Source organism: Mycobacterium sp., from assembly GCF_002863225.1.
Classification (GTDB): domain Bacteria; phylum Actinomycetota; class Actinomycetes; order Mycobacteriales; family Mycobacteriaceae; genus Mycobacterium.
In genome coordinates this window covers 57,662-70,167 of sequence record NZ_PKEK01000062.1, presented here as the reverse complement: position 1 = coordinate 70,167, position 12,506 = coordinate 57,662, and the positions used below count along the sequence as shown (strand labels likewise).

Genomic DNA, 12,506 nt, shown 5'->3' with positions numbered 1-12,506 from the left:
TCTACCCTCGAAGGCATGTTCGCAGCGTTCGGATTCGAAACTCTCGGTGTCGTCGTCGGCGACATGTTCTTCGTCGACCCCACCCCCAATGAAGGCCAGGAAACTCCCGAGCGGGGAGTCAGGCTGGAACTGCGCCTCGTCGAAAAGGGCGAGCCGCGCGGGTCGATCTACGCCGGTGTCCCGATCTCACTCGAGCGCCCGGTCTGGCGGGTGGACCTCTTCGGCTCCACCGCGAGCCCGCCCGGCACCCTGGACCGTGCGCACCACCACCCCCGCTTCACCGAATGGGAGCCGGGCCGACGCAACTTCGTCCCCGAGCTGTCCGCCGACCCGGTCTCCTGGCTGGCCGGTGAACTCGCCGACCCTGACGCGGTGTTGACCCGTGCGGGTGTCGATCCGGCTGACGTTAGCGAAGCCGACAAAGCCGGACTCGCGGCCGCGGCCCCCGACATCGTCGCCGCGGTGAAGCGCATGCTCGACGGCGTGAAGAGCGGCGAGCTGGCACCGGCCCCCGCCGAGCCGGTCGCCGCCGCACGGACCGGCTGGCTGTGATCGGTAATCGCGTCCGGTAGGCCGGCCCAACGCCTGCTCAGAGCCCGGCGATATCCCTCGACCTCCGCGATCCGACCAGATCGGGTAGGTTTTGAAGCTGCTGAAAAACCAGCAGGTTTGGGAAGAGTTGCGCCGTGCGACACCGCCGCGCAACGTCGAGGGGCAATCGCTCCGGACCCGACATTCAAGGCGACGCCCGCCCGCCAGGATCACATGACCACGTCACCCAATACTTCTGGCTACCTCCACGAGATGCCCGCGTCGACGTTGTTGGACCAATTGGCGATCCCGATGCTGGCCGTCCGGCTCGACGGCGTCGTCTTCTACAGCAACCCCGCATTCGCCACCATGCTCGGCCACCGGCCCGACACGGTCAGGCTGATCGGACAGCGACTTCCCGAGTTGCTCGCCGGGCACTCGGCGACCCCGGCCCGAGACTTCGTCACCGCGCTCCGCACCGCCGGAACGATGGTCGTGGACTGGTTCCACCCCGAAGACTTTTTGGTGCGCTGCTTGATATCCCCGACACCGTTCGTTCGCGCCACCGACGAGGTCCTGCTGATCGGTGTCACTGACATCACCGAACTGACGTGGAGCGCCGACACCGAACGGTGTTGACGCTCCACGTGCACGACTGCCCGGTTAGTCCAGTCGCTCGATGATGGTGGCGTTGGCCATGCCGCCGCCCTCGCACATGGTCTGCAGCGCATACCGGCCGCCGCGCTGCTCCAGCGCATTGACCAACGTCGTCATGATGCGAGCACCGCTGGCGCCCAACGTATGTCCGATGGCGATCGCGCCACCGTTGACGTTGGTCTTGGCCAGGTCGGCCCCGATGTCCTTGGCCCAGGCCAGCACCACGGGCGCGAAGGCCTCGTTGACCTCGAACAGGTCGATGTCGGACAGCTTCAGGCCGGCGCGCTGCAGCACCTTCTCGGTGGCCGGGATGACGCCGGTGAGCATGTAGAGCGGGTCCGAGCCGACCACGGTGGTGGTGTGGATCCGGGCCAGCGGGCGCAGACCGAGCCGCTTGGCGGCCGCCCCGCTGGTGATCAGCACCGCGGCGCTGCCGTCGGACAGCGGCGACGAGTTTCCGGGCGTGATCTCCCAATTGATCTGGGGGAAGCGCTCTCCCACCGCCGGGTCGTAGAAGGCCGGCTTCAGACCGGCCAACGTCTCGACGGTCGTGCCAGGCCGAATGATCTCGTCGGTGCTCAGCCCCGCGATCGGCGCCAGCTCGTTCTCGAACAGCCCGTCTTTGGTTGCGCGAGCAGCTTTTTCGTGGCTGTTGGCGGAGAACTCGTCGAGATCGGCCCGGGAGAATCCCCAGCGCGACGCGATGAGCTCTGCGCTGATGCCCTGGGGCACCAGACCCTCGGGGTAACGCTCTTTCATGCCATCGCCGAACGGGTTACTGCCGGGCAGCACCGAGGTGCCCATCGGCACCCGGCTCATGGATTCCACTCCCGCGGCGACGACGATGTCGTACGCGCCGGCGAGGACGCCCTGCGCCGCGAAGCTGATCGCCTGCTGGCTGCTGCCGCACTGGCGGTCGATGGTGGTACCCGGGACCGACTCCGGGAAGCCCGCGCCCAGCAGCGAGTTGCGCGCGATGTTGACGGCCTGATCGCCCACCTGAGTGACCGCGCCGGCGATGACATCGTCGATCTGAACCGGGTCGACACCCGTGCGGGCTACCAGCTCACGCAGACTGTGCGCCAACAGGTCAGCGGGCAGAACGCCGTGTAGCGCGCCGTTGGCCTTTCCCTTGCCGACGGGCGTGCGCACCGCTCCCACGATGACGGCATCGCGATCCTGGTATGACATGGCTCCTCCTTGAGTCCAGCGCTAGGTTTACCCAGCTATACCCAGGTGTAACACCTAGGTATACTGGGAGCAACCCAGAAATAAGGTGATCTATGACACTCCTGCAGGGCGTGCTCGCCGACCGCGACGCCTGGACGGCGGTCGGCCAGTGCTCGATCGAAAAGACCATGGCGGCGCTCGGCACCAAATCCGCGATGCTGATCATGCGCGAGGCCTACTACGGCACCACCCGGTTCGACGACTTCGCCCACCGCGTCGGAATCACCAAAGCCGCAGCCGCCGCACGGTTGTCCGAACTGGTCGAACTCGGCCTCCTGACGCGGCGGCCCTACCGTGAGCCCGGGCAACGCACCCGCGACGAATACATCCTCACCGAGTCCGGCACCGACTTCATGCCGGTGGTGTGGGCCATGTTCGAGTGGGGCCAGCGACATCTTCCGGGACGCAATCGGTTACGGCTCACCCATCTCGGCTGCGGCGCCGATGCGTCCGTCGAGATCCGCTGCACCGAAGGTCATCCGGTGCCGCCGGAGGAGCTCGGCGTGGAGTTGATCAAGCGCAGTCGCAGCCGCGAATCCTGAGCCGACCCCGACCGGCATCTTCCGGCGCGGCCCCGCGCCCATGTACGCTACTGTAATTGTTACAGTACGATCATGCGGCAAGACGCCGATCCGCCCGAAGAAGCCGGAGCGTAGCTGTGGAAGGTCACACTCGGACCGTCGCCGTCGGCGACGACAAACCGGCCGGTTTCATCCGCGACCCCTATCCGTACTTCGCCGACAAACGCCACGGCGCAGGCGTTTTCCACGGAACAGTCGTCGACTATTCGAAGACACCCGAATCGCTGCGCCCGAAGAACTCTTTCGCCGCCGTGTCCTTCGAGGCGGTGAACGCCGCCTTCCGTGACGCCCAGACTTTCAGTTCGCAGTATTACGACAACACCATCGGACTGTTCATCGGGCCGTCCATCCTGGCCATGGCGGGCAAGACACATCGCGAACACCGCAATCTGGTGTCCGCGGCGTTCAAATCCAAGGCGCTGGTCCGATGGGAACCCGAAGTCGTGCGCCCCATCTGCGACGCGCTGATCGACGAGTTCGTCGACGCCGGGCGGGCGGACCTGGTCCGCGATTTCACCTTCGAATTCCCGACCCGGGTGATCGCCACGCTGCTGGGCCTGCCCGCCGAAGACTTGCCGACTTTCCGCGAGCGCGCGGTGCAACTGATCAACTACACGATCAAATACGAGCGCGCCTTCGAAGCCTCCGCCGCACTGAAGGACTACTTCCTGGCCCAGATCGAACAACGCCGGGACACCCCGACCGAAGACATCATCGGCGATCTGGTGACCGCGGAGATCGACGGCGAAAGACTCAGCGACGAAGCGATTTACTCGTTTCTCCGACTGCTGCTGCCCGCCGGACTGGAAACCACTTACCGCTCGTCAGGCAACCTGCTTTTCCTGCTGCTGACTCATCCCGAACAGTTCGCCGCGGTGCAGGCCGACCGTTCGCTGATCGGCCCGGCGATCGAAGAGGGGCTGCGTTTCGAGACGCCGCTGACCACGGTGCAGCGATTCACCACCGAAGACACTGTGTTACAGGGAGTTGCGATTCCTGCGGGATCGGCGGTCGACCTGTGCATCGGCTCGGCCAATCGAGACGAGCAACGCTGGCGCCACGCCGAGGATTTCGACATCCGGCGGGAGCACATGCCGCACATCTCGTTCGCCGCCGGCGAGCACACCTGTCTGGGCCTGCATCTGGCACGCATGGAGACGCGGGTCGCGCTGGAGTGTCTGCTGGATCGGGTCACCGATCTCCAGCTCGTCACCGACGACGATCCGCACATCTACGGCCAACCGTTCCGCTCCCCGTCCGCACTTCCCGTGACATTCACCAAGAGCTGAGTACCGATGGGAGCCAACGCATGAGCCGCAGCACCAACGAGGTCGCGATTATCGGCGTCGGTCTGCATCCTTTCGGTCGCTTCGAGGGCAAGTCCGCCATGCAGATGGCTGCGGACGCGATCGGATTCGCCTTGACTGATGCCGGCATCGAGTGGAACGACGTCCAATTCGCAGTCGGCGGAAGCTGGACGGTGGCCAACCCGGATGCCATTGTGGGCATGGTCGGGTTGACCGGAATCCCGTTCACCGACGTGTTCAACGCCTGCGCCACCGCCGCCAGCGCAACCAAACTGTGCGCGGACAGTATTCGGCTGGGCGACTACGACATCGGCATCGCCGTCGGGATGGACAAGCACCCGCGTGGAGCATTCACCGAAGATCCCGCGCTGGTGGGTATGCCGCGCTGGTATGCGGAGAACGGCCAGTACCTGACCACGCAGTACTTCGGCATGAAAGCGAACAGGTACCTTCACGACTACGGCATCTCGACCGACACCCTGGCAAAGGTAGCCGCGAAGAACTTTCGCAACGGTGCCCTCAACCCCAACGCTTTTCGGCGCAAGCCCATCTCCGAAGAGGCCATCCTGGCCTCGCCCGTACTGAATTACCCACTGACGCAGTACATGTTCTGCACACCCGACGAGGGCGCTGCCGCGGTGGTGATGTGCCGGGCGGACATCGCACACCGGTACACCGCCAAGCCGGTCTATGTGCGGGCAGTCGAAGTCCGTACCCGTCGCTATGGCGCCTACGAGGTCAACACCACCTATGCGCCGGTGGCCGAGGACGCCTCGCCGACGGTGTACGCCGCGCGGGCCGCATTCGAGAGAGCCGGTGTCGCACCGCAAGACGTCGATGTCATCCAATTGCAGGACACCGATGCCGGTGCCGAGGTCATCCACATGGCGGAGGCCGGCTTCTGCGCCGACGGCGAACAGGAGAAGCTGCTGGCCGAGGGTGCCACCGAGATCAACGGCGCGATGCCGGTCAACACCGACGGTGGACTGATCGCCAACGGCGAGCCGATCGGTGCATCCGGTTTGCGTCAGATGCACGAATTGGTGCGGCAGCTGCGGGGCGAGGCCGGCGACCGCCAAGTCCCGGGCACCCCACGAGTCGGATTCGCCCAGGTTTACGGTGCGCCCGGCACCGCGGCCGCGACGATACTGACCACGTAGTCTACGAAACCTTCTTCGGCGCAGAGTAGTTCGGCTTGCCAAGGCCGAGCATGTATTGCGCGATCATGTTGCGGAACACCTCGAGTGTGCCGCCGTAGATGCCGACCAGCGGGGCGAATCGGTAGACGTATTCCGACGCTCCGTCGTCGGCGGCGCCGTCGGTTCCGTATGGCAGTGTCGACGCCGTGCCGAGCAGATCCATCAGTTCCGGGGAGACGTCACGCATGGTCTGCGCGATCGCCACCCGTCCGAAGATGCCGGGCGCGCTGAGCGCGGCCTCCACGCGCGCGGCACTGCGGCCCAGCCGGTACGCCACTGATTCGTCGTCGACCGACCGGTGCCCGTCTGGATGCCGCTGTGCCGCCTTGGCGCCGGCAGCGTCCACGGCATGTGTCATGAAACTTGCCTGGTGCATCATGATCGACACATCCTGCAGCCCGTCCGGTGCGGCGGCCACCGCGCCGTGCTCGGTGTTGAGCGGCTCACGAAGCACCGTCCAGCCCGCGTTGACCTCGCCGAGTCGATACTTGTCGTCGACCCGCACATCGCTGTAGTAGACGATGTTGGTGCGGTCACCGTCGACGGTGCGGATGCCCTGGATCTCGATGCCCGGTGAGCTCAAAGGCACCAGAAACATGGTCAGGCTCTTGTGCTTTGGAGCCTCCGGTTCGGTGTTGGTGATCAGGAAGACGTACTGGCACTTGTGCGCGCCGGTGGTGAACATCTTGGCGCCGTTGATCACCCAGCTGTCACCGTCGCGGACGGCACGGGTCTTGCACGTCGCGATGTCGGATCCACCCTCGGGTTCGGTGTAGCCCAGACACAGCCGCGCTTCGCCGCTGAAGACTTTCGGCATGACTTCGGCCTGCACTTCGGGGGATCCGAATTTCGCCACCGAGTGCGCGACCATGGCGGTGGTCCCCCAGGTCACCCAGGGGACGTGCGCCCGGCGCTTCTCCAGCTCCCAGATGCGGCGCCGGACTCGGGAGAAGCCGCCGTCGGCGGCGCCTTTCCACTCCCTCGCCAGGTAGCCCGCGGCCCCCAGCGCCAGGTGGACGTCCTCGTCGAAATTGTCCCCGGTCTCGCGGTCGCGACGACGGACGTCGTCGGTCACATGCGTGGTCAGAAATTCGCGGGCCTCGTCGAGAAAAGTCTGATCGTCGTCGGCAAGGATCACTCGTGAAAAGTCCACCGGACTACCCTCTCTCTCTCAACGGCTTTCGCGGGCGGCGACGAGTTCGCCGATGTACTTGGCGCTTGCGCCCGGGTCGCCCCCGGCCAGTGCCCAACCACGCGCCCGCACCAGATAGGCGGTGGCCGCGGCCTCCGCGGACACCCCGAGACCGCCCTGCACGTGCACCGCCATGGTCGCGGCCTTCGACGCCTCCTCGGCCATGAACACAAACGCCGACGCCGCCAGCTCGGGCCGCTCGTCGGGTTCGTTGTCCAGGAACCACGCGGCCCGGCGCGCCAGATTGCGCCCGCCCTGCACGGTGATCGCGATGTTCGCCAGCGGATGCGAGATGCCCTGCAACGTCGAGATCGGCACGCCCAGGGTGTAACGCGTCTTGGCGAACTCCGCCGCGATGGTCATCGTCTCCTCGACCAGACCGGTCAGGGCGGCGGCCATCAGCACCCGCCACTCATCCAGCGCGCGTTGGTATTCCGCTGCCGCCTCTGATCCGCCGGCCAAGACGACACGGGTGTCTGCGGCGGCGGGATCAATCCAGGCCATCGGGAGCCGGCCGATGTTGTCGACCCGGGGCGGGCGGGTGTCGAAGCTGAGTCGCACCACGTCGTCACCGTCGCGAACAACAATGTGATCGGCGATCGATCCGGTCGGGATCAACCGTGTCCCGCGCACATTGTCATGCTGCGCATCGAATGCCGCGAGTTCCCGGCCGCTGACCACATCGGCCTCGGCGGACCCCAGCCTGGCCAGCAGCCTTGCGGTGCAGACGTGGTCGATCCACGGCACGGGTGCCAGCGATCGGCCGATCTCCTCGGCGACCAGCGTCAGATCGACCAGCGTGGCGCCGTCGCCCCCCGCTGTCTCGGGCAGCGCCATCGTGGTGGCCCCCATCCCGCACAGCCGCTCCCAAAGGCTCTTGTCGAAGCCGGATTCCTCGGCGGCGCGGACAGTCTCGATCGGGCAGTGGGTCTTGAAGAAGTCCCGATATGCCGCCTGCAGCGCCTGGTGGTCGTCACTGAGGCTGTAGTCGAGTCTGCGGAGTTCGTAGCGATCCATGGTCAGTGCTCCTCGTGGCCTTCGAAGAAGAATTTCTGAGCGTTGTTGTAGAGATAGTTCTCCAGCACGTCGGCGGGCAGGTCCAGCGCCCGCGCCTCCGGAATGACGCGACGCATCGTGAGTACCGGCCAGTCCGAGGCGTAGATCACCTTGTCCGTTCCGCGGGTTCGCATGTAGTGCAGCAGGCTCTCCGGTAGCCGCTTCGGCGACCACGCCGACGTCATCAGGCGCAGGTTCGCGTATTTGATCAGCAGTCGGATGGCAATGTCCCACCAGGGATCCGCGCCGTGGATCATGCACAGCTTCAGCTCGGGGAAGCGCACACAGACCCGGTCCAGGTGGATGGGATTCTGCGCCTCCCCGGGTATGGGCGGCCCGGGGATTCCGGTGTTGATGCACAGCGGCAGACCGATTTCGGCGCACTTGGTGTACAGCGGGTAGTAGACGGCGTCGCTCGGTGGATACATGCCGTCACCCCAGAAGCTGGGCCCGACAACGGCATAGGCGACGGGTAGATCGTTCACCACCGCGGTGAGTTCACGCAGCGACGGCATCGGCCGCAGCAAGTTGACGCCGCCCATGGCCAGCGCGAACCGATCGGGCTTGGCCTCGACGAATTTGCGCGCGGTGACCGACGGCTTCGCGAGGTTGTCCATCAGCACGGCCTTGCCCACGCCGTGGGCGTCCATCTCGTCGAGCAGGGCGGACAGATCCACCGGTGCGAACATCGCGTCCGGACCCTTGAAATAGTCGTCACGCACCTTGACCATCCAGGTCGGCTGCATCTCGGTTTCACCGAAATGCACGTTGACGAGGCAGTCGATCACTCGATCGCTCATGTCGACATCGATGCCTTTTCTGTCGCTTGCCTTTTCGCCCATCGGTAGTCGGCCTTGCCGTTACCGAGGCGGTGGACCTCCTCGACGAGGACGAACTCCTTGGGCACTTTGAATCCGGCCAGTTGGGCCGCACAGTGCGCCCGCAGCACCGCGTCGACGGCGTCGACACCGTTTTTCAGCTGAACCACGGCGACCACCTCCTCACCCCATCGTTCGCTGGGCCGACCGACTACCAGAGCATCGGCGACATCCGGGTGCGCGCGCAGCACTTCTTCGACCTCCTCGACGAACACTTTCTCACCGCCGGTGTTGACCACCAGCGCGTCACGTCCGTAGAGCCGCAACGTCCCGTCGGGCTCCAGCGCTGCACGGTCGCCCGATATCACCACCCGCTTGCCGTCGACGACCGGAAAGGTCCGGCGGGTGGCATCGGCATCGTCGAAATATCCCAGGGGGATCCGCCCTTGCCTTGCGGCCCAGCCGATCTCGCGCTTGCCTGGAGAAAGGAAATGGCTGTAATCGTCGGAGAGAACGAGTCCGCCTTCGCGCAGGGTGAAGGTGTCGGACCGGCTGTCACCGTGACTGTGCCCGAATCCCATGTTCCCGGTTTCCGACGATCCGTACCCGTTGATCAGTGTGAGTTGCGGCAGCATCTCCAACAACGCCTGTTGATGTTTGAGATTGGTTGCGGCGCCACCCGTTCCGATGGCAGCCAGCGATGACAGGTCGTACCGGCCGCGACGCAACTCGGCGACCAGTGGCGCGGCGTAGGCGTCACCCACCATCGTCATCATGGAGACCTTTTCCCGGTCCGCGGTCTGCCAGACCGACTGCGGGTCGAATTTCTTACTGGTGTCGTACAGCACGACGGTCAGCCCGGCCATGATCGCCGAGAATGCCGTCCACATGCCCGCGGCATGCATCAGCGGCGACACGGCGAACCAGGGTGGCCCGCCATTACGGCTGACCTTGTCACGGATCTCCTGGGCACTGCCATGATCCGCGCCCACCATCGACGACACGTAAATGTCGGACTGCCGCCAGAGCACACCCTTGGGATGGCCGGTTGTGCCACCGGTGCAGATCATCAACAGGTCGTCGGGTGAGGGGACCAAATCGTGGTCGATGTTCCCCTGGGCCAGTGCGTCATCCAGTGACACCGCGCCGGCCAGGTCGGGTCCCACGCTGCCGTCGTCCACCGACAGCAGCAGGCGGGCGCTGTCGGGTGGCAGCACGTCGGCGAACTTTGCGCCGAGTGATTTGTGGTAGACGACCGCACTGGGTTGGACGTAGTCGAGTAGTTTCTGGACCTCGCGCGGCGTGTAGTGGTAGTTGACGTTCACCGGAACCGTGCGGGCCTTCAGGCACCCGATGACCATGTCGGCGTACAGGTCGTTGTGCATGATCAGCGCTACGCGATCCTGTCCGCACTCCCAGTTCTGCAGCGCGGACCGCTCCGTGCGCGCGCCAAAGCCGTTGGCCGCCAAGTAGTTGGCCAGCCGCCGGGTGCGGTCGGCCGCTTCGGCGAACGTCCTGCGGTGCTCGCCGCAGACGGTGATAGCCCGGTCTGGAATGACCTCGGCGATCACGTCGAGGACCTGGCCTATGGTCCACTCACTCATGACGCGCGCAACCGATCACGCCGCCGAGCCGACCTTGACGTCCAACAGGTCCAGTGCGTTGTCGCGCATAACCTTTCGGACGTCGGCGTCGCTGAAGCCGACAAGTTCCTCGGTGAACGACACCGGGTTCTCCAAGCCTTCACCGTGCGGCCAGTCCGATCCGAACAAGATCTTCTCGACGCCGATCACGCCGGCCAGCTCGGGCAGGTCGTCCTCGTAGTAGGGCGCAATCCAGACGTTGTTGCGCAGTTGTTCGACCGGATCCACCGGGAACAGTTTCGGATGGTTGTTGGCCACCTTCTTCAGCCGCTTGATCAACCGGTGGACGAAATAAGACCCGTTCTCGATGCTGACGGCCTTGAGGGCCGGATGACGGGTGAACACCCCGTGTGCGATCATCGAGGCCATCGTGTCGTGGATCGCCCGGTCGTCGACGAGGATCTGGTCCAGCGGATCCGACCCGCCGAACGCCTCGAAAGTCGATTTGCCGCCCCATATTCCGGCGATCTGGAGGTAGCCGGAGTCGCTGAGGTGGAAGCCCACCGGGACTCCCGCTTCGGCTAGCGCGGCCCACACCGGATCGTGCGCGGGGTCACCCAACGATCGCGGCCGGACGACGCCGGGCACCGGCGCCGGACGCACCAGCACGAGCTTGGCCCCGCGGGACAGCACGAACTCCACCTCCGCCAAAGCGCCGGCGGGGTCGGCGAGCGAGATGATCGGCGCGGAGATGATCCGGTGGTCGGGGCGGTCGAAGCCCCAGTCCTCGTCCAGCCACAGGTTGAACGCGTGAACCGACGCCATCGTCGCTTCCACATCATGCTTGAGCGCCTCCTCGACCCCGCACGCGAATGTCGGAAGCATGAAGGCGGTTTCGATGCTCTGAGTTTCCATCACCGCGATACGGGCCTCGCGGTCCTGATACTCCGGATGCTGCTCGAGTCGCTCGACTTTCAACAGTGAAGCGGGGTCCACTCCCTCGGGAATCTCGCCGCGGAAAAGCAGATCCAGGCAACCGGGCACAATGATCGGGTCGAAGGTCGGATTAGGGATGAAACGGTTCACCCGGTCGCCGATCACGGCCTGAGAGTGCTTGCCGTCCTTGAAGATCTGCACGCCACGCCGACGGAACCTCTTGTCCAGATGCCGGGTGAACGCGTCCAGCGGTTCGTAGTAGTGATTGTCGACGTCGATCGCTTTATAACCCAGGGTCCCCATGGTCATCCTTTCCGGTACCGCTCGATTCATCGGAGGCAACAAGCCCGGGAAAACTCGGCGGGCGCTTGTCCAGGAAGCTGGTGATGCCTTCGATCACATCGGGACGTTTGAGTGATTGCTGCAGCAGCAGTTCGGACCGTGCGCTCGAGTCGGCGACGTCACGCATCGCGTCGCCGTAAGCCTGCCGCTTGATGATGGCCATCGATGCCGGGGAACAGTTTTGGGCGATGTCCTCGGCGTAGGCCATCGTTCGGGCCATCAGTTGATCGGGCGGCACGACCTCTTTGACCAATCCGAGCTCGGCCGCTTCGTCGGCAAGGAAGGTGCGACCGCTCAGCAACAGATCGAGTGCCACACCCCAACCGGTCAGGCGCGGCAAGATCCACGAGACGCCGTATTCCGCGATCAGTCCACGGCGGGCGAACGACGCGGCGAACTTCGACCCGGCGGCGGCGAATCGGACGTCGCACATCAGCGCCTGGGTGAGACCGATCCCGACACACGACCCGTTGATCGCGGCGACGACCGGTTTGCTCAGCGTGGTCAGGTGGTGCGGCTGCCGGTCGCCGATCAGACTGGCCAGCTTTCCCTCGTCGGTCTTCTCGAGTGACTCGGTGACGTTTCCCATCGACCCCAACTGGGCACCGGCGCAGAAGGCCTTGCCGCGGCCGGTCAGCACGATCACCCGCACCGCCGGGTCGCGTTCGGCGCGGTCCAGTCCCGCATAGAACGCCGTGGCGATATCCCCGCCCCAGGTGTTGAGCCGGTAAGGTCGGTTGAGTGTCATCACGGCGACACCGGTCGGGGTGACCTCGTAGACCACTGCCTCGTCCTGACCAGGGTCGGCAACGCGGTCTTCGGTGGTGCTCATCGACCGTCCTCCCGTGAAACAAGCCGACGATTCCACGGCAGCTTGTATGCATACTGTATACCTATCAGTAGTGCATTCCACAACAGTCGGCCAACGGCTCTCGGCGGCGTGCGGACAACACCGACTCCGTCAGCGCCAAGGGCCTCTCACTGGTCGACCCGTTGCACCAAAACCACTATCACCGAAGTGATTTGGTTGGCCTCAACTGATCGGAGCGGACAGCGGGCCGCTGCCGGCTTGGC

The 12,506-nt window shown here is 65.1% G+C and carries 12 protein-coding genes; 5 read left to right on the top strand and 7 right to left on the bottom strand.

Features of this window, described 5'->3' with window-relative positions:
• Positions 1 to 15 precede the first annotated feature (15 nt).
• Together CYU59_RS19735 and CYU59_RS19730 are read left to right on the top strand one after the other, a co-directional pair.
• Positions 16 to 552, top strand: a complete 537-nt coding sequence (locus CYU59_RS19735; protein WP_293001779.1) for a hypothetical protein — start codon at positions 16 to 18, stop codon at positions 550 to 552.
• A 213-nt stretch (positions 553 to 765) separates the two neighbouring features.
• Positions 766 to 1,170: a PAS domain-containing protein gene (locus CYU59_RS19730; protein WP_293001777.1), complete on the top strand. Its 405-nt coding sequence runs from the start codon at positions 766 to 768 to the stop codon at positions 1,168 to 1,170.
• Positions 1,171 to 1,194: 24 nt separating this feature from the next.
• Here CYU59_RS19730 and CYU59_RS19725 read toward each other — a convergent pair whose 3' ends face one another.
• Positions 1,195 to 2,379 carry a thiolase family protein gene (locus tag CYU59_RS19725; RefSeq protein WP_293001775.1) on the bottom strand — a complete coding sequence of 395 codons (1,185 nt, stop codon included), beginning with the start codon at positions 2,377 to 2,379 and terminating at the stop codon, positions 1,195 to 1,197.
• Positions 2,380 to 2,471: 92 nt separating this feature from the next.
• Here CYU59_RS19725 and CYU59_RS19720 point away from each other — a divergent pair, with 92 nt between their 5' ends.
• The 3 genes from CYU59_RS19720 to CYU59_RS19710 all read left to right on the top strand — a co-directional run bounded on the left by CYU59_RS19720 (position 2,472) and on the right by CYU59_RS19710 (position 5,466).
• Positions 2,472 to 2,960 (top strand): helix-turn-helix domain-containing protein, encoded by a 489-nt coding sequence (locus CYU59_RS19720; RefSeq protein ID WP_293001773.1) that lies wholly within the window; start codon positions 2,472 to 2,474, stop codon positions 2,958 to 2,960.
• A 116-nt stretch (positions 2,961 to 3,076) separates the two neighbouring features.
• Positions 3,077 to 4,288 carry a cytochrome P450 gene (locus tag CYU59_RS19715; RefSeq protein ID WP_293001771.1) on the top strand — a complete coding sequence of 404 codons (1,212 nt, stop codon included), beginning with the start codon at positions 3,077 to 3,079 and terminating at the stop codon, positions 4,286 to 4,288.
• Between the two features lie 20 nt (positions 4,289 to 4,308).
• Positions 4,309 to 5,466: a thiolase family protein gene (locus CYU59_RS19710; protein WP_293001769.1), complete on the top strand. Its 1,158-nt coding sequence runs from the start codon at positions 4,309 to 4,311 to the stop codon at positions 5,464 to 5,466.
• Position 5,467: 1 nt separating this feature from the next.
• On the opposite strand, the gene CYU59_RS19705 is transcribed toward CYU59_RS19710, so the two are convergent.
• From CYU59_RS19705 to CYU59_RS19680, 6 genes are read right to left on the bottom strand one after another with little or no spacing between them, the layout of a single operon-like run.
• Positions 5,468 to 6,658, bottom strand: coding sequence for an acyl-CoA dehydrogenase family protein (locus CYU59_RS19705; RefSeq protein ID WP_293001766.1), 1,191 nt, complete (start codon positions 6,656 to 6,658; stop codon positions 5,468 to 5,470).
• 18 nt (positions 6,659 to 6,676) lie between these two features.
• Positions 6,677 to 7,714 (bottom strand): acyl-CoA dehydrogenase family protein, encoded by a 1,038-nt coding sequence (locus CYU59_RS19700; RefSeq protein ID WP_293001764.1) that lies wholly within the window; start codon positions 7,712 to 7,714, stop codon positions 6,677 to 6,679.
• A 2-nt stretch (positions 7,715 to 7,716) separates the two neighbouring features.
• Positions 7,717 to 8,553, bottom strand: a complete 837-nt coding sequence (locus CYU59_RS19695; protein WP_293001762.1) for an amidohydrolase family protein — start codon at positions 8,551 to 8,553, stop codon at positions 7,717 to 7,719.
• Positions 8,550 to 10,175 (bottom strand): acyl-CoA synthetase, encoded by a 1,626-nt coding sequence (locus CYU59_RS19690; protein WP_293001759.1) that lies wholly within the window; start codon positions 10,173 to 10,175, stop codon positions 8,550 to 8,552. Before CYU59_RS19690 ends, CYU59_RS19695 begins: the two co-directional genes overlap by 4 nt.
• 15 nt (positions 10,176 to 10,190) lie before the next feature.
• On the bottom strand, positions 10,191 to 11,393 hold the full coding sequence (locus CYU59_RS19685; protein ID WP_293001757.1) for an amidohydrolase family protein: 1,203 nt from the start codon (positions 11,391 to 11,393) through the stop codon (positions 10,191 to 10,193).
• The gene (locus CYU59_RS19680) at positions 11,374 to 12,264 is read right to left on the bottom strand and encodes an enoyl-CoA hydratase (protein ID WP_293001755.1); all 891 of its coding nucleotides are present in this window, start codon (positions 12,262 to 12,264) and stop codon (positions 11,374 to 11,376) included. The genes CYU59_RS19685 and CYU59_RS19680 overlap by 20 nt, the downstream gene beginning before the upstream one ends.
• Between the last annotated feature and the right edge of the window lie 242 nt (positions 12,265 to 12,506).

Bases quoted from the DNA above. Each gene is read 5' to 3' on its own strand.
- CYU59_RS19685 (WP_293001757.1), bottom strand. From the start codon at position 11,393: ATGGGGACCCTGGGTTATAAAGCGATCGACGTCGACAATCACTACTAC.
- CYU59_RS19710 (WP_293001769.1), top strand. From the start codon at position 4,309: ATGAGCCGCAGCACCAACGAGGTCGCGATTATCGGCGTCGGTCTGCAT.
- CYU59_RS19680 (WP_293001755.1), bottom strand. From the start codon at position 12,264: ATGAGCACCACCGAAGACCGCGTTGCCGACCCTGGTCAGGACGAGGCA.
- CYU59_RS19735 (WP_293001779.1), top strand. From the start codon at position 16: ATGTTCGCAGCGTTCGGATTCGAAACTCTCGGTGTCGTCGTCGGCGAC.
- CYU59_RS19690 (WP_293001759.1), bottom strand. From the start codon at position 10,175: ATGAGTGAGTGGACCATAGGCCAGGTCCTCGACGTGATCGCCGAGGTC.
- CYU59_RS19730 (WP_293001777.1), top strand. From the start codon at position 766: ATGACCACGTCACCCAATACTTCTGGCTACCTCCACGAGATGCCCGCG.
- CYU59_RS19720 (WP_293001773.1), top strand. From the start codon at position 2,472: ATGACACTCCTGCAGGGCGTGCTCGCCGACCGCGACGCCTGGACGGCG.
- CYU59_RS19695 (WP_293001762.1), bottom strand. From the start codon at position 8,553: ATGAGCGATCGAGTGATCGACTGCCTCGTCAACGTGCATTTCGGTGAA.
- CYU59_RS19700 (WP_293001764.1), bottom strand. From the start codon at position 7,714: ATGGATCGCTACGAACTCCGCAGACTCGACTACAGCCTCAGTGACGAC.
- CYU59_RS19725 (WP_293001775.1), bottom strand. From the start codon at position 2,379: ATGTCATACCAGGATCGCGATGCCGTCATCGTGGGAGCGGTGCGCACG.